Raw genomic sequence first — 17,829 nt, 5'->3', positions numbered from 1 at the left:
TACTGGGTGGGGGCTATTAAACACGGCACCGAGGGAAGCCATATGCAGCTACAGCACCGTTTATGACCGGCAACCAAGGCGCAATTGTGATCCCAGCGGGGCCGTTTTGGGAAATATGCGGGACGCGCTGCCGCAGATGTTAACGCGGCGGTAACCCAACCGGGAGCCGCAGGGCGATCCGGTTCTCTTGGGCCAAGCGGCGATAGGTCAGGTCTTTCGCCAGATCGCGGATTAGGAACCAGCCAAAGCCGCCTTCGGGCAGGTCGCAAACGGGGCGGTCGATCTCTTGCGGCAGGCCCAAGGGCACTTGCAGGTCGGGCATCGGCAGCCCTTCGTCCGACACGGCAAGGTGCAGGCCGTCGGGCGCGTGATGGCAGGCGATATGGATGGGGCCGGGGTGGTGCGGGTCGGGGTAGGCGTGTTCGACGATATTGTTGAGCATTTCGGCGACCACCAAACGCACCACGCAGACCTCCTCGGCCCCGAGCGAAAGGCAGCTAAGCGCATCCAGCAAAAGCGTGAGCGCCTCCCGCGCGGCCTGCGGGCCGCTGTGAACGGTGATCTCGAACGGGCAGAGCGCGGACCGCGCGGCGGAGAGCCGCATCGCGCTATTCTCGATGCGCGGTAAGGGCGGCGTCAAGCGTGTGAAAGATGCCAAAGACCCTATCCATTCGAGTGAGGGTAAAGACCTTTTCCACCGCCGGAGTCAGCCCGGCCAGCACGAGCGCGCGCTGCGGCGCCAGATGTTTCATCGCCGCCACGATCGCGCCGAGCCCGCTGGAATCAATGAAATTGACCCGGTGCAGATCAAGGATCACCACCGGCGGCGCATGGGCCGCAGCGCGACGCAGCGCATCCTTGAACTCCAGCGCCGCGGCGGCGTCGATCCGGTCATGCAGCACGCTGACCACGCAAAAGCGGTCTTCTGTTTTGGCGGAAACTTCCATAGACATGCCCCAAGACTTTGAAGTTCGAGACGTGATTAACCGTAAAACCTTACCAACTGGTATGCGGTGCAACTCTAGGAGAACGTGATGCGCAATGTCGTGATAACCGGTGCAGCCAGAACCCCGATGGGCGGTTTTCAGGGGGCCTTTGAGGGGCTGACCGCCGCGGAATTGGGCGGCAGCGCGATCAAGGCGGCCTTGGGCAAGACGGATCCTGCCGAGGTGCAAGAGGTGCTGATGGGCTGCGTTCTGCCCGCAGGCCAGGGCCAAGCCCCCGCGCGTCAGGCCGGTTTCAAAGCCGGTCTGGGCGAAGAGGTGCCGGCCACGACGCTGAACAAGATGTGCGGCTCGGGCATGAAGGCGGCGATGATGGCCTTTGACCAGATCGCGCTTGGCCAGACCGATGTGATGGTCGCGGGCGGCATGGAGAGCATGACCAACGCGCCCTACGTCTTGCCCAAGATGCGCGGCGGCGCGCGGCTCGGCCACGGTCAGGTGATCGACCACATGTTCCTCGACGGGTTGGAAGACGCCTATGACAAGGGCCGCCTGATGGGCACCTTTGCCGAGGATTGCGCCGAACGCTTCCAGTTCACCCGCGAGACGCAGGACGACTATGCGCTGGCCTCTCTATCGCGCGCCATCGAGGCGCAGGAAAGCGGCGCCTTCGCGGATGAGATCGCCCCGGTCGAGGTCACCTCGCGCCGCGGCAGCACCACGGTCAGCGCCGACGAACAGCCCGCCAGCGCCCGGCCCGAGAAGATCCCCCAGCTAAAACCGGCCTTCCGCGAGGGCGGCACGGTGACGGCGGCGAATTCCTCGTCGATCTCAGACGGGGCGGCGGCGCTGGTGCTGGCGGATGAGGAGACTGCTAAGACCCGCGGCCAGATCATCCGCGCCCGCATCGTCGGCCACGCCAGCCACGCCCAAGCGCCGGGGCTGTTCACCACGGCACCCGTCCCCGCGGCACAGAAACTGCTGGAGCGGATCGGCTGGAAGAAAGAGGATGTCGATCTGTGGGAGGTCAACGAAGCCTTTGCCGTGGTGCCGCTGGCTTTCATGCATGAGATGGACCTCTCCCATGACATCGTGAACGTCAACGGCGGCGCCTGTGCGCTTGGCCATCCCATCGGCGCCTCGGGCGCGCGGATCATGGTGACCCTGCTGAACGCGCTGGAAAAACGTGGGCTGAAGCGCGGTGTCGCGGCGATCTGCATTGGCGGCGGCGAGGGCACGGCCATCGCGATCGAACGCCCCTGAGCTCTCGGGCCATTTAACCTATCGGAGGGGGGCGGCCTGCCTCCCTTTTTCCGTCTGCAATAAGAGTATCGCCATGACCGTCGACTACCAAACCCTTGCCAAGACCATCGCCGCCCTGACCGAGGGCGAAGACGATGCCGTGGCCCTGATGGCCACCATCGCCTGCGAGGTGCATCACGCGGATGACCGCTTTGACTGGACCGGCTTTTACCGGGTGACCGCGCCCGAACTGTTGAAGATCGGCCCCTATCAGGGCGGGCACGGCTGTCTGGTGATCCCCTTTTCGCGCGGGGTCTGCGGGGCCGCGGCGCGCACGGGCGAGGTGCAATTGGTCGAGGATGTCGACGCCTTTCCGGGCCATATCGCCTGCGCCTCTTCTACACGTTCGGAATTGGTGCTGCCGGTTTGGAACGGCGCGGGGGAGTTGCTGGGGGTTTTCGACATCGACAGCGACCAGCCAAATGCCTTCACCCAAGCCGATGCCGATGCGCTGAGCGCGATCCTCAAGGATAGTTTCGCCGCCGTCGCCTGACGGCATCGCCCCCGCTTGATCCGCGGGGCTGCATCTGCGAGGGGGAGCCATGGATAGCGAATACAACCCGCCGCAGGACCCGTTGGTCATTCTGCATGAAGATGCCGAAGTTCTGCTGGTCGACAAACCTTCGGGGCTGCTCAGCGTGCCGGGGAAGGGCGAACATCTGGCCGATTGCCTGATCACGCGGGTGCAGGCGGTCTTTCCCCAAGCGCTGCTGGTGCACCGGTTGGATCGTGACACTTCGGGCGTGATGATCTTTGCCCTGACGCCCCATGCGCAGCGTCACCTCGGGTTGCAGTTCGAAAAGCGCATGACCCGCAAGACCTATGTCGCGCGGGTCTGGGGGGTGCCGGCGGAGAAATCCGGCAGTGTCGATCTGCCGCTGATCGTCGATTGGCCCAACCGCCCCCGGCAGATGGTCTGCCATGAGACTGGCAAACCCGCGCAGACCGATTGGAAGATGGTCAAGAATGATGGGGAAACTGCCCGCCTTCGGCTTTTCCCCAAGACCGGGCGCAGCCATCAGCTGCGCGTGCATATGCTGGCGCTCGGGCATCCGATTTTGGGCGACCCTTTCTATGCCACGGGGCCCGCGCGGGATTTTCCGCGCTTGATGCTGCATAGCGAGGAATTGCGGTTCAATCATCCGCAGGGTGGCGCATCGACGAAGGTGCGGGCCAAGGCGCCTTTCTGAGCTGCGCTCCCTGCCCGGCCTTGCGCCGTGAGGTGGGGGCGGGATTGGTATTTGAGAAAGGATGAAGGGGAAGGGGCCGTGGCGCTGCGGTGAAGTTGGGCTTTGTGGCGATCGGGGGGTGAAACCGGCGGGGTTTGCGATTACCTCTGACCTATCTGTTCACAGATTGACCCGGAGGATATCATGGGCTTGCGTATCAACGACACTATTCCCGATCTTACAGTCGAAACCGATCAGGGCAGTTTTTCCCTGCATGAGTTCGTCGGGGACAATTGGGCGATCCTGTTCTCCCACCCCAAGGATTTCACCCCCGTTTGCACCACCGAGTTCGGCGCCGTGGCGCGGCTTTCCGAGGAATGGGAAAAGCGCGGCACCAAGGTGATCGGCGTCAGTGTCGACGGTGTTGAAGAGCATAAGAAGTGGAAGGGCGATATCGAGAAGGTTGCAGGCGCCGAGGCCGGTTTCCCGATCATCGCGGATGCGGGGCTGGAGGTGTCGAAAGCCTTTGATATGCTGCCTGCGGAGGCCTATCTGCCTGATGGCCGCACGCCCAATGACAGCGCCACGGTGCGGTCGGTTTTCATCATCGGGCCGGATAAGCAGTTGAAGCTGAGCATGACCTATCCGATGAACGTGGGCCGGAACTTTGCAGAGGTTCTGCGGGCTTTGGACGGGTTGCAGACGGCGGCGAAGAACGCAGTGGCCACGCCTGCGGATTGGCAGGTGGGTGAGGATGTGATCATCCCCGCGACGGTGTCGGATGAGGACGCCAAGGCGAAGTTCGGGGCTTTCGAGACGGTGTTGCCCTATTTGCGCAAAGCCAAATTGAAGGCCTAAGGGGCGCGGGGAGGTTTATGCCCCCGCGCCCAGCATTCTCATATCGAGATAGGGCTGATAGATGTCGACAAGACCGCTGAATAGCCGAGCGGTCTTGTCGGGGTCGATTTCATCTAGGCTCTGCATGCAGCCAAAGTCGTAACCTTCGGCCAGCAGTTGGCTAAGCATTTGATCGACATGGCGGCCGGGTTTGGCATAGGCCACGCGCGGCGGCTCATGGGGTGTTTCTGTTGTAAGATGATTGTGTAGAGAAACCGGCCAGTGCTGTTCGCGGATACGAAAACGCGGACGAATCTGTTTGGCAAACTCCTCGGGGTTCTCTTTGTAGTAGCGTGCCAGCGGTTCGGCCCGCATCGGGTGGGGCCAATGCTCCTGGTGAATGAACGTCCGCTCATGTCCCGCTGCGAGAGCGCCTTTTTCCTGAGCCGTGCGGAAAGAGGCGCGGCCCCAGTGGTTCGGACGCAGCTTGCGTAGAAGGTCGTGCTTTAACCAATCGATACCACCGGTGGAACGCATGTTGCGTAATCTTCCGCGGACTTTCGGTTGACCATCCTTGTCGAAGAAATAGGATGGAGGGAGGCTCGATTTCACGAACATATCATCGTTGAAATAGATGTGCCTGTCCGCCAAACCCGGGATGCGCCAGAGCGCGGCTTCGATTGTGAGGCTATTGAAGGTTGGAAGAGCGCCGCTGTGATCTCCGAGAATATCAAGGTGGTCAACGATGCGGATTTTGTCCCCAGCACAATGCCCTGCATTGGCGAATTTATCGATTAGCGGAGGCCTCTGGCCGTCGGTCACGATCCAGATGGTCCGAATGAAGGGCAAAAACTTGAGGATCGAGGCGACGCAGACGTAGATTTCGCCCTGGCTATCAAAGCGCGTTGCCGCTTGCGAAGTCTGATGCCGAACACCGTCTTCGGCCGCATAGTGAAGGCGTTTTTCGATATGGTTCGGATCGTTGCCGTCAACCCAGGCGATAACGGCATCAATAGGTAATAGATTTGTGTCAGTCATGCGCGCTAGATAGCTTCATTGGGCGGGTGCGCAAGTCGTTGAGGATGCTTCTATTCCTTCCGAGGCTATTTTCCGCGTTGGTCTAGATTCTTTGGGGTGCCGGCACTGCTAAAAGGCTCGACGGCGAGCGCCTCCTACCATAAAAAAGGCCCCCGCACAGCGTGCGGAGGCCTCTGTTCATTGGGATTGAGCAGGATTTAACCCTCTGCCGCTTCTTTCTTCTCGGCAGTAATCTCTTCGCCGGTCTCCTGATCGACGACTTTCATCGACAGGCGCACCTTGCCGCGATCGTCGAAGCCCAGAAGCTTGACTTTCACTTCCTGACCTTCCTTCAGAACGTCCGAAGGGTGGTTCAGGCGGCGGTTTTCGATTTGGGAGACGTGGACCAGACCGTCGCGCTTGCCGAAGAAGTTCACGAAGGCGCCGAAATCGACGATCTTCACGACGGTGCCGGTGTAGATGGCACCCTCTTCAGGCTCGGCCACGATCGAATAGATCATGTCATAGGCTTTCTTGATCGCTTCGCCGTTGGGGCTGGCGATCTTGATGGTGCCTTCGTCGTTGATGTCGACCTTGGCGCCGGAAACCTCGACGATCTCGCGGATGACCTTACCGCCCGAGCCGATCACTTCGCGGATCTTGTCGGTCGGGATTTGCATGGTCTCGATGCGCGGGGCGTGGACGGAGAAGTCCGCGGCGCCGGAGATCGCCTTGTTCATCTCGCCGAGGATGTGGATGCGGCCTTCTTTGGCTTGGGCCAGGGCTTTCTCCATGATCTCGGGCGTGATGCCTGCGACCTTGATGTCCATCTGCAGCGAGGTGATGCCGGCTTCGGTGCCCGCGACCTTGAAGTCCATGTCGCCGAGGTGGTCTTCGTCACCCAGGATGTCCGACAGGATCGCATAGGAGCCGTCATCTTCGAGGATCAGTCCCATGGCCACACCGGCCACGGCCGATTTCAGCGGCACGCCCGCGTCCATCATGGACAAGGAGCCACCGCAGACCGATGCCATCGACGAAGAGCCGTTGGATTCGGTGATCTCGGAGACCAGACGGATGGTGTAGGGGAAGTCGGTTGCCGCGGGCAGAACCGCTTGCAGGGCGCGCCATGCGAGCTTGCCGTGGCCGACTTCGCGGCGTCCGGGAGGGCCCACGCGACCCACTTCGCCGACCGAGTAGGGCGGGAAGTTATAGTGCAGCAGGAAGTTCGATTTGAAGTTACCGTGCAGCGCGTCGATGAACTGCTCATCGTCGCCGGTGCCGAGCGTGGTCACCACGAGGCCCTGCGTCTCACCACGGGTGAAGAGCGCCGAACCGTGGGTCCGCGGCAGGATGCCGGTTTCGGCCACGATGTCGCGGATCTCGTCGGTGCGACGGCCGTCGATACGCTTGCCGGTTTTCACCACGTCGCCGCGCAGGATGCTGGCCTCAAGGCCCTTCATCGCGGAGCTGAGGTTCTTGTCCTCAAGCTGCTCTTCGGTGAGCTTGCTCTTGATCGTCTCACGGGCAGCAGCAACGGCGGCGGTGCGCTCTTGCTTGTCCACGATAGCGAAAGCGGCGCGCATTTCGTCTTCGCCAGCGGCTTTCACGGCAGCCGACAGATCGGAATAGTCTTCGGGCTGGAAGTCGAAAGGCTCTTTCGCGGCTTCCTCGGCCAGATCGATGATCAGGTCGATGACCGGCTGGATCTGCTCATGGGCGAATTTCACGGCGCCCAGCATTTCCTCTTCCGACAGCTCATAGGCTTCGGATTCGACCATCATCACCGCGTCCTTGGTGCCGGCGACCACGAGGTCGAGGCGCTGGTCGGGGTTGGTGCGCAGGTCTTGCATGTCGTCGATAGTCGGGTTCAGCACATAGTCGCCACCCTCATAGCCCACACGGCAGCCCGCGATCGGACCCATGAAGGGCGCGCCCGAGAGTGTCAGTGCGGCGGAAGCGGCGATCATGGCGACCATGTCGGGGTCGTTGACCAGATCGTGGCTCAGCACAGTGCACATCACCAGAACTTCGTTTTTGAAGCCGGGGACGAAGAGCGGGCGGATCGGACGGTCGATCAGACGCGCGGTCAGTGTTTCCTTCTCGGTGGGGCGGGCCTCACGCTTGAAGAAGCCACCCGGTACTTTACCGGCGGCATAGTATTTCTCTTGGTAGTGCACGGTCAGGGGGAAGAAATCCTGCCCGGGCTTTTGCTGACGTGCATACGTCACGTTGGCCATGACGCTGGTTTCGCCCAGCGTGGCAATCACCGACCCGTCCGCCTGACGGGCAACCTTACCGGTTTCCAGTGTCAGCGTCTCTTCGCCCCACTGGATCGATTTTTTCGTTACATTAAACATCTACGTTTCCTTTTTGGCCCATTGGCCACTGCATAGGGGCCGTATTGCCCCTGACTCCGGTATCTTCTTTTTCAGGCGCTGGAGTCCGGGCGCCGGATTTCAGATTGCGCGGGCATACATGTTTTCATGGCAAATGGGAAGTGTTCTGTCGCCTCGGGGCCATAAGCGGCGGGTTCTTTCCGCCGCAGCGCGCCCCGGCCTGCGCGCAACAAAAAACCTCCCGGCGGGGGCCGGGAGGTTTTGGTCGTTCTGTCACCGGAACTTCCGGCGGCTTGCGCGCGATTAGCGGCGCAGGCCGAGGCGTTTGATCAGGTCCTGATAGCGGGACTCGTCTTTGGCCTTAACGTAATCCAGCAGCTTGCGGCGCGTCGCGACCATTTTCAAAAGACCACGGCGGCCGTGGTTGTCTTTCTTGTGGGTCTTGAAGTGCTCGGTCAGCGTGGTGATGCGCGAGGTCAGAATGGCAACCTGAACTTCGGGCGAACCGGTGTCGCCTTCTTTGGTGCCGAATTCTTTCATGACTTTTGCTTTTTCTTCAGCAGTGATCGACATCGGGGTCTCCTTTCGAAAAGAGTTAAAATGGATGGCGCAGGCCGGGATGTCGTCCAGCGCAGGCCCATGGAGATATCACCCACTGACGGAATCAGTAGGCGATGGGGGCGTATAGGAGGAATTTCCGCCTTTGGCAAAGGGTGATTTGCGGATGGGCTCCGGCCCGCCTTAGGCCGCGAGGCCGAGGTCGAAGGCCGCAGAGAGCGGGATCAGCGCGATATCGTCCAGCGTGACGCTGTCCCCCGCCACCCGCGCGACGATGATATCGTCCAACAGGACGAGGGTTTGGCCCGCATCCTCCGGGTCCGGCAGGATGGAGAGCGGCGGCTCCGCCCCGCCTGCGCTGCTGTCGTCCCAGACAAAGAGCAGCGAATCGTCCGCCGCGTGGTAGTCCGTGATCTGCGCGGCCCCGCCTTGGCCGATCCAGTCTCCCAAGGCGATCTGATCGGTGCCGTCGCCCGAGGTCACCACATCCCCGGCGCCCGCGATGATCAGGTCGTCGCCGCCGCCGCCGTTCAGGAAATCGGGGCTTTGTTGGTCATCGGCCCCGGTGAGCGTGTCGTCGCCCCAGCCGCCAAAGAGCGTATCCACGCCCGCGCCGCCGCGCAGCGCATCGTCGCCAAGGCCGCCTTGCAGGGCATCGTTTCCGGCTTCCCCCTCCAGCAGGTCGTCCCCCGCCGCGCCTTGCAGCGCATCATCGCCCGCCCCGCCATAGAGAAAGTCATCGTCATTGTGGCCAAAGAGGCTGTCGTTGCCCGCGCCGCCAAAAAGGTCGTCATCCCCGTCATTGCCATGCAGGATGTCGCCGCCCGCGCCACCTTGGAGCGTGTCATTGCCGCCGTGGCCGTGCAGGTCATCATTCCCGCCGCCGCCACGAAGCAGGTCCTCCCCGCCGTAGCCGCCAAGCTGGTCGTCGCCGGGGCCGCCCTGCACCGTCTCACCGTCATCGCTGCCTAACAGGATATCTCCGACCGTGGTGGTGCCGCTACCGCCCGGGATGTCCCCCTCCGGCAACGCGTCCTCCGGCGGTGTTTCGATTTCCACGAAAGTGACGGCGCCGACCGCCATCAGACCCATTACCCCAGCCAGCCACAACATCCGCAGTTCCACCCGTTGATTGCTTGATGCCCCACACATCGTCCCAGCTTCAAAAGGGCATGTCGTGGCTGTAAAATCAAAGGAATAGCGGGTAAATGGTTAACGAATGCCTGCCCGCGCCGGGGGCTCGGGCTGCCACAGAACCGGCTCTTGGGTGTAGGGCAGGTAAAGCGGATGGCGCGGATGCCCGGCTTTGGAGAGGCCGAGGTGGTAGAGCGGTTTCGCCCCATCAGCCAGCCGAGCCGCGACGGCCAGACCGCGGTCGAGATGGGCGCCATGCACGCCCCAAGCGGCGATGATGCGGTCGGCCCAATCGGCCCCCTCGACCAGCGTGGCATCGTTGTCAGGACCGATGGGATCAGCCGCAGCGCGCATGTCGCGCGGGTCGGTGGCGCGGAAGGCGAAGATATTGGTCACCCGGAAGCCGCCAAAGCCTAGCACCCGCGCCCGACGCTCGCAGCGCTCGACCGTCGGGTCGTTCTGCACCTCGGTCGCGGTGGAGGGGTTGAGCATCACGAACATCACCCGCGGCGCGCCTGTCTCCCAAACCCGCGTGAGGCTGTAGCGGTATTGCTCGCAGGGCGAGTAGACCGCGGTCGAAGGAGCGTCGCCTTTGGTGTGGCTGCGGGTGATCAGGGCCATTCAGCCCTCATTCGCGTCCGACGACAGGTTGAACACCCGGCTCGGGTGCAGCTCCCCCGCCTTGAAGCGACCCACGGCGACAGGCTGCCCGTCGAGCGAGGCCCAGCACTCCTCGCCATATTCCACGTCATGGGCGATGACCATGCCGGGGTTACCGTTGCGCAGGCGGGTGGCGCCTTCGGGGGTGGCTTTGACCTCGGGCAGGTCGGCCAGCCCTTCGGCCAGCGGCAACAGATAGGTGTCGAGTTCAGGTGTTCGTGCCAGTTCATCGACCTGCGCCAGCGTCAGGGCGTTGGCCGCTTCGAACGGGCCGGACCATGTGCGGCGCAATTCGCGGACGTGGCCGAGACAGCCAAGCTTCTGCCCCAGATCGCGCGCGATGGAGCGGACGTAGCCGCCCTTGCCGCAGACCATTTCAAGCGTGACGTGATCGGCATCGGGGCGGTCGACCAGCAGCAGGCTTTCCACCCATAGGGGGCGGGCGGCGATCTCCATCTCTTCGCCGTCGCGGGCGCGTTTATAGGCGCGTTGGCCGTCGATCTTCACGGCGGAGAACTGCGGCGGCACCTGCTGAATGTCACCGATGAAGCCGTTCAGCGCATCCTTGATCGCGGCGTCATCGGGGCGCAGGTCAGAGGTGCCGATGGCTTCGCCTTCGGCGTCGTCGGTATTGGTGGCGATGCCGAGCCGCACAGTGAACTCATAGGCTTTGAGCGCGTCGGTGATATAGGGCACGGTCTTGGTCGCTTCGCCCAAGGCGATGGCCAGAACGCCGGTCGCTTCGGGGTCGAGCGTGCCTGCGTGGCCCGCCTTCTTGGCCTCCAGCGCCCAACGGACCTTGTTGACCACGGCGGTCGAGGTGGGGCCAGCGGGCTTGTCCACCACCAGCCAACCGGAAATATCGCGACCCTTGCGTTTGCGTGCCATGTCTTGCCCCTTCGCTTTTGTGGTGCTGCCCTCTATCGGAGCCGCGCCGCCCTGCCCAGCCCCCAAGCGGGGAAAAGCTTACTTTGCGGGCGTCACGATGCCCACGATCGGCCCCAAGGTGGTGAAGCCCGCCCCGCTGCGGCGCAGGCTGGGTGCGCGCAGGCGCGAGATATTGCCGTCGAAATACAGCGCGTTAGGCAGGTCCAACTCATCCCGGTAGAGCCGGGCGAATTCGTGAAAGGTGACCACATCGTTGGAAATCGCGAAAATAGCGCGTTTGCCATCTGCCGTGGTGCCAACCCCGTTTCGGATATAGCGCGAAGTGCTGTCGGGCAGGAATCGCGGGTGCAGCGCCCCGTCGATCACCAACATCGGCCCCGATTGCGTGGCGAAACGGCAGTTCGGCTTGGCCTTGAGATAGCGCTTGGTCTCGATCACATCGGCGCGGCCCTCGCGCAGGCAAAAGACCCCATTGGGCAGCAGGCCGAAATTGCCGGGGCCAGCACTGTCGATCACGCCGCGCGTCTCGACCCCCTCTTCGATGTAATGCCCAACCGGAGAGCGGTCTTCGTGGTACATGCCCGCGTTCATGGCAAAACCAAGCCGCAGCCCCTGCGCTTTCAACGCCTCGTCAAGCGAGCCGAAGAACCCATAGGGCGCGCCGGCCTCGTTGTTGAGAAAGAGCCGCAGGTCATCCCGCTCCAGATCGACTTCGCAGATCGTGTAGGAACTGCCGTCAAAGGTAATGTTGCGGCATTCGGCAGCGTCCGCAGGCGTGCCTTTCAGCGCCAGAAGCGCGAATGCGATCAGGCCCGCGCGGATCACTGATCCGGCGCGCCATCGGCACTGTCACCGACGCCGTCTTCATCGGGGGCATCGGCATCGCGGCGCACCACCTCTTGGTTCAACATGCGGCGGGTGTCGTCCATCCGGTCAAAGGTCTGGTCCAACTGAAAGCGCAGATCGGGCGAGAACTTGAGCGTCAGTTTCTTGGCGACCTGACGGCGCAATTCGCTTTTGTTGCGCGCCAGCAGTTTGAGAACCTCATCCTGACCTTCCCCGCCCAAGGGCAGCACATAGGCCGTGGCGATCTTGAGATCGGGAGAGATGCGCACCTCGCCCACGGTGATCGACATCCGATTGAGATCGGTGTCATGCACATCCCCGCGTGCGAGGACATCTGACAAGGCGCGGCGGACGGTTTCGCCCACGCGGAGTTGTCGTTGCGACGGGCCGGGGCCCTCATGAAACTTGTTCTTTGCCATGCCCCCCCATCTAAGGCTTCGGTTGCACTTTGCCAAGCGCTCCGCGACGGGCTAAACCGGCCCTGCCAGTCACGGCCAGAACCGCAGGAGACCGAGTATGACACAGACCCCCGGCATTGCCGTCACCGGCGCCTCTGGCCGCATGGGCCAAATGTTGATCCGTGAGATCAACGCCAGCGACAAAATGCATCTGGTCGCGGCGCTGGAGCGTCCGGGCCACGACTGGATTGGCCGCGATCTGGGCGAGGCGATGGGCGGCACGGCCTCGGGCGTGACCGTGACGAACAATGCGGCAGAGGCTTTTGGCAAGGTGCAGGCCGTCATCGACTTCACCGCGCCGCAGGCCACCATCGCTTTCGCCGGTGAGGCCGCCAAGGCCGGGATCGTCCATGTCATCGGCACCACCGGCATGACCGAAGATGAAATCGCCCAGCTTGCCCCCGCCGCCGAACAGGGGGCCGTCATCGTCCGTGCGGGGAACATGAGCCTCGGCGTGAACCTGCTGACGCAGCTCACCCGGCAGGTCGCCGCCGCGCTGGACGTGGATTACGACATTGAGATCATCGAATCGCACCACAATCAGAAAGTCGATGCCCCCTCGGGCACCGCATTGATGCTGGGCGAAGCCGCCGCCGAGGGGCGCGGTGTCAAACTGGCGGATGTTTCGGACCGGGGCCGCGATGGGATCACCGGTGCACGGCAGAAGGGCGATATCGGTTTCACCGCGATCCGGGGCGGCGATATCGTGGGCGAACATGACGTGATGTTCGCCGCCGCCGGAGAGCGGATCATCCTGCGCCATGTCGCCTCGGACCGTGCGCTTTTCGCCCGCGGAGCGCTCAAGGCCGCGCTTTGGGGGCAGGGCAAAGCGCCGGGGGAATATGACATGTTGGACGTGCTTGGCCTGAAGGGCTGAGGCGCAAACAGATTATCTGAAACTTTACCTTCCTTGGCTACGTGAGTGCCTCAGGCAACTCACCCCAAGGGAGGTTTCGATGAAGATTACCTTTGCACTGGCCGTGACAGCGATGCTCGCGGCTGTTGGTCTGCCCGCTGCGGCGGAATATGCCCGTATTCAGAACAAGTCAGACTTCGTCGCGGCGGTGAATGGCAAAAGGCTGACCCGCCCGCTGGTCGATCTGCGGGTCACATCAGGCGGGGCCATTTCCGGCAAGGGCGCGGTCTGGGAGGTCACCGGCAAGTGGTCGTGGCAAGACGGCTATTTCTGCCGCACGCTGGTCTGGGGCGGCAAGGATCTGGGCTATAACTGCCAATTGGTCGCCCGCGATGGCCCGAAACTCCGCTTTACCTCGGACAGGGGCGCGGGGGAGTCGGCGGTGCTGACCCTACGCTGAGGCGCTTAGAAATCGACGGCGATGCCCTTCTTTTCCCAATCGCCATAGCGCACAGGCTCTGGCCCATCGCGCCCGCCAAGTTCGGTGGGCATGTCGAGCGCGGCTGCCGCCTCACGCCGGGCGGCAGCCTCGGCCAAGGCGCGCTGGGCGGCGGCGGGCAGATCGGGGCCGGGGGCTGGCGTCGGGTCTTGCGGCGTGTCGGGGATAGGTTTCGGCCCCGGTTTGGGCTGCGGGGGCAGGTCCGGCGCGGGGCTGGGCGTGGGATCAGGGACGGGTTTGCTGTCGGGAATGGGGCGTTGATCGGGCATCATGGTCCTCTTGAGCCAAGTTCTCCCTTGATATACGTCGCCCGCTGGCCCAGACAACCCGGCAACCCCTCAAGCCAGACCCAGATAGGACCAGATAGGATATGACCATGGCAGACACAGGCGTTCAGGCCCGCAGAAGCGCGGTATATCTGCTGGATCAGATTTTGGGCGATGAGCCGCGGCTGATGTCCGAGCTTCTTGCCGCGGGTGCGCTGGACAAGCTGCCCCCCGATGATCGGGCGCGGGCGCAGCGTTTGGCGCAGGACACGCTGCGCGGGTTGGAGCGGGCGGACCGGTTGCTGCAAAAGCACCTGCAAAAGGCACCGCCGCTGACCGTGCGCAATGTGCTGCGGGTCGGCACGGTTGAGCTTTGTCAGGGCGGGGCTGCGCATGGGGTGGTGAATGCGATGGTGAACCTCGTCTCGCAACACCGCACGCTGAGCCATCTCAAGGGGCTGACCAACGCCGTGCTGCGCAAGATCGCCGCTCAAGGGCCCGAGGCGTGGGATGCCCTGCGCGCGCCGCGTCTGCCGAAATGGCTGCGCGGACCGCTGGCCGAAGCTTGGGGCACCGATGCCATGGCCGCGATGGAACAGGCGCATTTCGCGGGCGCACCGCTTGATCTGACCGCCAAGGGCGACGCCGCCGCTTTGGCAGAAGCAGTGGGGGGCACACTGCTGCCGACAGGCTCGGTTCGGGTGACGGATGCCGGGCAGGTCTCAACCATGCCGGGCTTTGCTGAGGGCGAATGGTGGGTGCAAGATGCCGCCGCCGCGATCCCGGTGCGGGTGCTGGCGCCCAAGGAAGGCGAGACGGTGCTGGACCTCTGCGCCGCGCCGGGCGGCAAGACGATGCAACTGGCCGCCGCGGGGGCGGTCGTCACCGCTGTCGACCAGTCGCACCCCCGGATGCAGCGGGTGAAGGAAAACCTCGCCCGCGTTGGGCTGAAGGCCAAGACGCTGACCAAAGACGCGCGCGCCGTGCAGGGTACATTCGACGCCATTCTGCTGGACGCGCCATGCTCCGCCACCGGCACCATCCGCCGCCACCCGGACCTGCCCTATGCCAAGGACGGATCGGAATTCGGTGATCTGATCGAGTTGCAATCCGAGTTGATTGACCATGCTTGGAGCCTGCTCAAGCCCGGCGGGCGGTTGGTGTTCTGCACCTGTAGCCTGCTGCCGGACGAGGGCGAGGTGCAGGTCGACGAAGCCTTGGAGCGGCATGGCGACATGACCGTCGACACCGCCGCGCTGGAACTGCCGGGGGTCGAGGCCGATTGGCACACCGAAGAGGGCGGGCTGCGCCTGCGCCCCGATTTCTGGGCCGATCAAGGTGGGATGGACGGGTTCTACATTGCCTGCCTGCGCAAGGGCTAATCCTCATGCCCCGTCGGGCGGGAAGGGCACGGCGAGATAGGCTGCTTTCGGAATGTCGATCAGCCCGCGCAGCCCCAGCGTGGCGGCATCTTCGGGCGTAAGTCCGCCAATGGTCGCGCGCACCGCCGCGGCTGTTGCCACCGCATCGGCATCCGCTGCCGCAATATAGGGCAGGCCGGGGGTCGGGGCCGTGCGTTCTAGCACCCGCAGGTCACCCGCGAAAGCGTCATGGCTTTCGATCAGCCGCCAAGAGACTGCATCCAGCGCCGTGATATCCGCGCGCGCCTCGGCCACAGCCTTGGCCGAGGCGCGGTGACTGTGGCCTTGGCTACGCTCTGCAAACCAAAAGCCCCGCGCCCGGCAATGCGCGTAAGGGGCGGCATAGCCTGATTGCGAGAACGTCTGGTTGTAGGTGAAGCGCGCCGCCTGGAAATCGGAAATTGTTTCACGGGGATCATTGGCGCGGACCACGAAAACGCTGTTGTAATACCCCGGCGGGCAGCCTGCGACGCCAAAATCCGGCGTGCCGATCAGCGTGACACGGTCATGCAGCCACAGGCGGTAAGGCATCCCGCAGGTCTGGGAGAGGGTGAGGTCGGGCGCTGTCCAGACGGCGAATTCCTCGGCATCATTGCTCAGCCTTTCCGGTGCCGGGATGCCCTGCGCGCGCAGCCCGTCACGGATTAACGCCCAGAAGCGCCCTGTCGCCTCGGCCGTCTCGGGGCGCAGGTACATCATCAGGCTGGCGATCATCGGCGGCTCCGCTTGGGGTGTTCCTGTTTAGGCCGCGCCGCCGCGCGATGGCAAGCGTCGGTTCCCCGCCGATCCCCCGGCGCGCGGGGAAAATCCGGTGACTCATTGTGGGGCCGCGGTTATGCTGCCGCCAAACGCCAGCAGAGCGTCAGGGGCAGCTTGATATGATTAATCTTTCCAGCGTCATGGCCCGCAGGGCGCGGTTTCTGAACCGCTGGCACGCGTGGCGTGCGACCCGGGGCCGGGGGCGGGTCGTCGCGTTCACCTCCTCGCCCGAGCCGCGCACCATCGGCTCTTTCGCGCGGGGGCGGCAGTTGATGGCGGGCAATTACCTCTTTGCCGGCAGCCTGCTGACCGCACCGCAAACCGCCATGTGGGACCTCTCGCCGCCTGACCCCGCCTTTGCCGCGGAGCTGCACGGTTTTGCGTGGCTCGATGACCTTGCTGCCGTGGGCGATGCGCGGGCGCGGGGAGCAGCGCAGGCGTGGCTTTGGGGCTGGATCGACCGTTTCGGGCGCGGGCAGGGGCCGGGCTGGACCCCGGCGCTGACCGGGCGGCGGCTGATCCGTTGGATTAACCACGCGCTTTTCCTGCTCCGCGGGGCCGAGGCCGAGCAGAGCGACGCCTTCTACCGATCCCTCGAACGGCAGACCCGATTCCTGTCGAAACGATGGCGCGGGGCGGCTCCCGGCCTGCCGCGTTTTGAGGCGCTGGCCGGGCTGATCTATGCCAGCCTGTCGTTGGAGGGGCTGGCCGAACTGGCCGATCCGGCAGTCAAGGCGCTCGCCCGGGAATGCGCCAGCCAGATCGATGCCGAAGGCGGGCTGCCCACGCGCAATCCCGAGGAACTGCTGGCCGTCTTCACCCTGCTGACATGGGCCGCCGCCGCGCTGAGCGATGCGGGCCGCAGCGCGCCCAAAGAGCATCTGACCGCGATCGAGCGCATCGCGCCGACCCTGCGCAGCCTACGCCATGCGGATGGGGCGTTGGCGCGGTTTCACGGCGGCGGGCGCGGCATGGAGGGCTGGCTGGACCACGCGCTGGCGGCGGCCAAGGTCAGGACGCGGCAGCCCGATGGGCTGGCCATGGGCTTTGCAAGACTGTTCGCAGGCCGCACCAGCGTGATCGTCGATGCGGCAGTCCCTCCAAGCGGTGCGGCCTCGACCAACGCCCATGCCTCGACATTGGCGTTCGAGTTGACCTCGGGGCGGCGGCCCTTGGTGGTGAACTGCGGCTCCGGCGCGTCCTTCGGGTTGGAGTGGCGGCGGGCGGGGCGGGCCACGCCGTCGCATTCGGCCCTGTCCCTCGTCGGCCATTCCAGCGCGCGACTGGCGGAGCCTGACCCCCATAGCGGGGCGGAGGCGCTGATCGCGGGCCCGCGCCATGTGCCCGTCGAGATCGGAGAGGCGGCGGATGGGCTGCTTTTCGAAGGCGCGCATGACGCCTATCTGCGCAGCCACGGGCTGACCCATGCGCGGCGGCTGGAGTTGACCGCAGACGGGCGCGGCCTCTCGGGGGAGGATATGTTGCTGGCGATAGAGGGGGCGGAGAAGCGGCGCTTTGACAAAGTGCTGAACGCCGCCCAGTCAAAGGGGGTCGCCTTCGACATCCGGTTTCACCTGCATCCGGATGTGGATGCCACGCTGGACCTTGGCGGGGCTGCGATCTCAATGGCGCTGAAAAGCGGGGAGATTTGGGTGTTTCGCCATGATGGCACGCATAATCTGTCTTTGGAACCGGGGGTTTACCTTGAGACAACCCGGTTGAAACCACGCGCCGCGCAGCAGATCGTGCTCTCGGGCTATGCCATGAACTATGCCACGCGGGTGCGCTGGTCGTTGTCAAAAGCGCAGGAAACTGCGATTGGCGTGCGAGATTTGTCGATCGACGATCCCTATGCTGATGAAGACTGACCAAGGAA

At 63.9% G+C, this 17,829-nt stretch carries 20 protein-coding genes; 8 read left to right on the top strand and 12 right to left on the bottom strand.

Features of this window, described 5'->3' with window-relative positions; genetic code table 11:
* Positions 1 to 139 precede the first annotated feature (139 nt).
* Both J7392_RS15930 and J7392_RS15925 read right to left on the bottom strand, forming a co-directional pair.
* Positions 140 to 604, bottom strand: coding sequence for an ATP-binding protein (locus tag J7392_RS15930; protein WP_209218456.1), 465 nt, complete (start codon positions 602 to 604; stop codon positions 140 to 142).
* Positions 605 to 608: 4 nt separating this feature from the next.
* The gene (locus J7392_RS15925) at positions 609 to 947 is read right to left on the bottom strand and encodes an STAS domain-containing protein (RefSeq protein WP_067266757.1); all 339 of its coding nucleotides are present in this window, start codon (positions 945 to 947) and stop codon (positions 609 to 611) included.
* 87 nt (positions 948 to 1,034) lie between these two features.
* On the opposite strand from J7392_RS15925, the gene J7392_RS15920 reads away from it, so the two are divergent.
* The 4 genes from J7392_RS15920 to J7392_RS15905 all read left to right on the top strand — a co-directional run bounded on the left by J7392_RS15920 (position 1,035) and on the right by J7392_RS15905 (position 4,273).
* The gene (locus J7392_RS15920; protein ID WP_209218455.1) at positions 1,035 to 2,207 is read left to right on the top strand and encodes an acetyl-CoA C-acyltransferase; all 1,173 of its coding nucleotides are present in this window, start codon (positions 1,035 to 1,037) and stop codon (positions 2,205 to 2,207) included.
* A gap of 73 nt (positions 2,208 to 2,280) precedes the next feature.
* Positions 2,281 to 2,739 (top strand): GAF domain-containing protein, encoded by a 459-nt coding sequence (locus J7392_RS15915; RefSeq protein ID WP_209218454.1) that lies wholly within the window; start codon positions 2,281 to 2,283, stop codon positions 2,737 to 2,739.
* Positions 2,740 to 2,788: 49 nt separating this feature from the next.
* On the top strand, positions 2,789 to 3,436 hold the full coding sequence (locus J7392_RS15910) for a pseudouridine synthase (RefSeq protein ID WP_067266751.1): 648 nt from the start codon (positions 2,789 to 2,791) through the stop codon (positions 3,434 to 3,436).
* A 183-nt stretch (positions 3,437 to 3,619) separates the two neighbouring features.
* Positions 3,620 to 4,273 (top strand): peroxiredoxin, encoded by a 654-nt coding sequence (locus tag J7392_RS15905; RefSeq protein ID WP_209218453.1) that lies wholly within the window; start codon positions 3,620 to 3,622, stop codon positions 4,271 to 4,273.
* 15 nt (positions 4,274 to 4,288) lie between these two features.
* Here the strand turns inward: J7392_RS15905 and J7392_RS15900 are convergent, their stop codons facing one another.
* The 8 genes from J7392_RS15900 to rbfA all read right to left on the bottom strand — a co-directional run bounded on the left by J7392_RS15900 (position 4,289) and on the right by rbfA (position 12,113).
* A complete protein-coding gene (locus tag J7392_RS15900; protein ID WP_209218452.1) occupies positions 4,289 to 5,290 on the bottom strand; it encodes a stealth family protein in 1,002 nt (333 codons plus the stop codon).
* A gap of 197 nt (positions 5,291 to 5,487) precedes the next feature.
* Positions 5,488 to 7,629, bottom strand: coding sequence for a polyribonucleotide nucleotidyltransferase (gene pnp / locus J7392_RS15895; RefSeq protein ID WP_067266744.1), 2,142 nt, complete (start codon positions 7,627 to 7,629; stop codon positions 5,488 to 5,490).
* Between the two features lie 282 nt (positions 7,630 to 7,911).
* Positions 7,912 to 8,181: a 30S ribosomal protein S15 gene (gene rpsO, locus J7392_RS15890; protein ID WP_067266742.1), complete on the bottom strand. Its 270-nt coding sequence runs from the start codon at positions 8,179 to 8,181 to the stop codon at positions 7,912 to 7,914.
* Positions 8,182 to 8,349: 168 nt separating this feature from the next.
* Positions 8,350 to 9,279 (bottom strand): calcium-binding protein, encoded by a 930-nt coding sequence (locus tag J7392_RS15885; protein ID WP_209218451.1) that lies wholly within the window; start codon positions 9,277 to 9,279, stop codon positions 8,350 to 8,352.
* Positions 9,280 to 9,378: 99 nt separating this feature from the next.
* Positions 9,379 to 9,915, bottom strand: coding sequence for a DUF1643 domain-containing protein (locus J7392_RS15880; protein WP_209218596.1), 537 nt, complete (start codon positions 9,913 to 9,915; stop codon positions 9,379 to 9,381).
* A 6-nt stretch (positions 9,916 to 9,921) separates the two neighbouring features.
* Entirely contained in the window at positions 9,922 to 10,848 is a 927-nt protein-coding gene (gene truB / locus J7392_RS15875; RefSeq protein ID WP_209218450.1) for a tRNA pseudouridine(55) synthase TruB, read from the bottom strand.
* Between the two features lie 78 nt (positions 10,849 to 10,926).
* Positions 10,927 to 11,634: a phosphodiester glycosidase family protein gene (locus J7392_RS15870; protein WP_247744613.1), complete on the bottom strand. Its 708-nt coding sequence runs from the start codon at positions 11,632 to 11,634 to the stop codon at positions 10,927 to 10,929.
* A gap of 35 nt (positions 11,635 to 11,669) precedes the next feature.
* A complete protein-coding gene (gene rbfA / locus J7392_RS15865; RefSeq protein WP_209218448.1) occupies positions 11,670 to 12,113 on the bottom strand; it encodes a 30S ribosome-binding factor RbfA in 444 nt (147 codons plus the stop codon).
* Positions 12,114 to 12,210: 97 nt separating this feature from the next.
* On the opposite strand from rbfA, the gene dapB reads away from it, so the two are divergent.
* Positions 12,211 to 13,029: a 4-hydroxy-tetrahydrodipicolinate reductase gene (dapB, locus tag J7392_RS15860; protein ID WP_209218447.1), complete on the top strand. Its 819-nt coding sequence runs from the start codon at positions 12,211 to 12,213 to the stop codon at positions 13,027 to 13,029.
* A gap of 79 nt (positions 13,030 to 13,108) precedes the next feature.
* Positions 13,109 to 13,468, top strand: a complete 360-nt coding sequence (locus J7392_RS15855; RefSeq protein ID WP_209218446.1) for a dihydrodipicolinate reductase — start codon at positions 13,109 to 13,111, stop codon at positions 13,466 to 13,468.
* 5 nt (positions 13,469 to 13,473) lie between these two features.
* Here the strand turns inward: J7392_RS15855 and J7392_RS24245 are convergent, their stop codons facing one another.
* The gene (locus J7392_RS24245) at positions 13,474 to 13,674 is read right to left on the bottom strand and encodes a DUF1674 domain-containing protein (RefSeq protein ID WP_271689916.1); all 201 of its coding nucleotides are present in this window, start codon (positions 13,672 to 13,674) and stop codon (positions 13,474 to 13,476) included.
* A gap of 209 nt (positions 13,675 to 13,883) precedes the next feature.
* Between J7392_RS24245 and J7392_RS15845 the strand changes: the two genes are divergently transcribed.
* The gene (locus tag J7392_RS15845) at positions 13,884 to 15,155 is read left to right on the top strand and encodes an RsmB/NOP family class I SAM-dependent RNA methyltransferase (RefSeq protein WP_209218444.1); all 1,272 of its coding nucleotides are present in this window, start codon (positions 13,884 to 13,886) and stop codon (positions 15,153 to 15,155) included.
* 3 nt (positions 15,156 to 15,158) lie between these two features.
* Here the strand turns inward: J7392_RS15845 and J7392_RS15840 are convergent, their stop codons facing one another.
* Positions 15,159 to 15,908, bottom strand: a complete 750-nt coding sequence (locus J7392_RS15840; RefSeq protein ID WP_209218443.1) for a PhnD/SsuA/transferrin family substrate-binding protein — start codon at positions 15,906 to 15,908, stop codon at positions 15,159 to 15,161.
* Between the two features lie 164 nt (positions 15,909 to 16,072).
* On the opposite strand from J7392_RS15840, the gene J7392_RS15835 reads away from it, so the two are divergent.
* Positions 16,073 to 17,821: a heparinase II/III family protein gene (locus J7392_RS15835; protein WP_209218442.1), complete on the top strand. Its 1,749-nt coding sequence runs from the start codon at positions 16,073 to 16,075 to the stop codon at positions 17,819 to 17,821.
* Positions 17,822 to 17,829 lie beyond the last annotated feature (8 nt).

This window comes from Sulfitobacter sp. R18_1 (assembly GCF_017743915.1).
Classification (GTDB): Bacteria; Pseudomonadota; Alphaproteobacteria; order Rhodobacterales; family Rhodobacteraceae; genus Sulfitobacter; species Sulfitobacter faviae.
This window is presented reverse-complemented; position numbering and strand designations above follow the sequence as displayed.

What these genes read in the sequence shown, in the direction of transcription:
- J7392_RS15910 (WP_067266751.1), top strand. Translation starts at nt 2,789, where the DNA reads ATGGATAGCGAATACAACCCGCCGCAGGACCCGTTGGTCATTCTGCAT.
- J7392_RS15905 (WP_209218453.1), top strand. Translation starts at nt 3,620, where the DNA reads ATGGGCTTGCGTATCAACGACACTATTCCCGATCTTACAGTCGAAACC.
- truB (WP_209218450.1), bottom strand. Translation starts at nt 10,848, where the DNA reads ATGGCACGCAAACGCAAGGGTCGCGATATTTCCGGTTGGCTGGTGGTG.
- rpsO (WP_067266742.1), bottom strand. Translation starts at nt 8,181, where the DNA reads ATGTCGATCACTGCTGAAGAAAAAGCAAAAGTCATGAAAGAATTCGGC.
- J7392_RS15845 (WP_209218444.1), top strand. Translation starts at nt 13,884, where the DNA reads ATGGCAGACACAGGCGTTCAGGCCCGCAGAAGCGCGGTATATCTGCTG.
- J7392_RS15930 (WP_209218456.1), bottom strand. Translation starts at nt 604, where the DNA reads ATGCGGCTCTCCGCCGCGCGGTCCGCGCTCTGCCCGTTCGAGATCACC.
- J7392_RS15840 (WP_209218443.1), bottom strand. Translation starts at nt 15,908, where the DNA reads ATGATCGCCAGCCTGATGATGTACCTGCGCCCCGAGACGGCCGAGGCG.
- J7392_RS15885 (WP_209218451.1), bottom strand. Translation starts at nt 9,279, where the DNA reads ATGTTGTGGCTGGCTGGGGTAATGGGTCTGATGGCGGTCGGCGCCGTC.
- J7392_RS15900 (WP_209218452.1), bottom strand. Translation starts at nt 5,290, where the DNA reads ATGACTGACACAAATCTATTACCTATTGATGCCGTTATCGCCTGGGTT.
- J7392_RS15925 (WP_067266757.1), bottom strand. Translation starts at nt 947, where the DNA reads ATGGAAGTTTCCGCCAAAACAGAAGACCGCTTTTGCGTGGTCAGCGTG.
- dapB (WP_209218447.1), top strand. Translation starts at nt 12,211, where the DNA reads ATGACACAGACCCCCGGCATTGCCGTCACCGGCGCCTCTGGCCGCATG.
- pnp (WP_067266744.1), bottom strand. Translation starts at nt 7,629, where the DNA reads ATGTTTAATGTAACGAAAAAATCGATCCAGTGGGGCGAAGAGACGCTG.
- J7392_RS15855 (WP_209218446.1), top strand. Translation starts at nt 13,109, where the DNA reads ATGAAGATTACCTTTGCACTGGCCGTGACAGCGATGCTCGCGGCTGTT.
- J7392_RS15920 (WP_209218455.1), top strand. Translation starts at nt 1,035, where the DNA reads ATGCGCAATGTCGTGATAACCGGTGCAGCCAGAACCCCGATGGGCGGT.
- rbfA (WP_209218448.1), bottom strand. Translation starts at nt 12,113, where the DNA reads ATGGCAAAGAACAAGTTTCATGAGGGCCCCGGCCCGTCGCAACGACAA.
- J7392_RS15835 (WP_209218442.1), top strand. Translation starts at nt 16,073, where the DNA reads ATGATTAATCTTTCCAGCGTCATGGCCCGCAGGGCGCGGTTTCTGAAC.
- J7392_RS15915 (WP_209218454.1), top strand. Translation starts at nt 2,281, where the DNA reads ATGACCGTCGACTACCAAACCCTTGCCAAGACCATCGCCGCCCTGACC.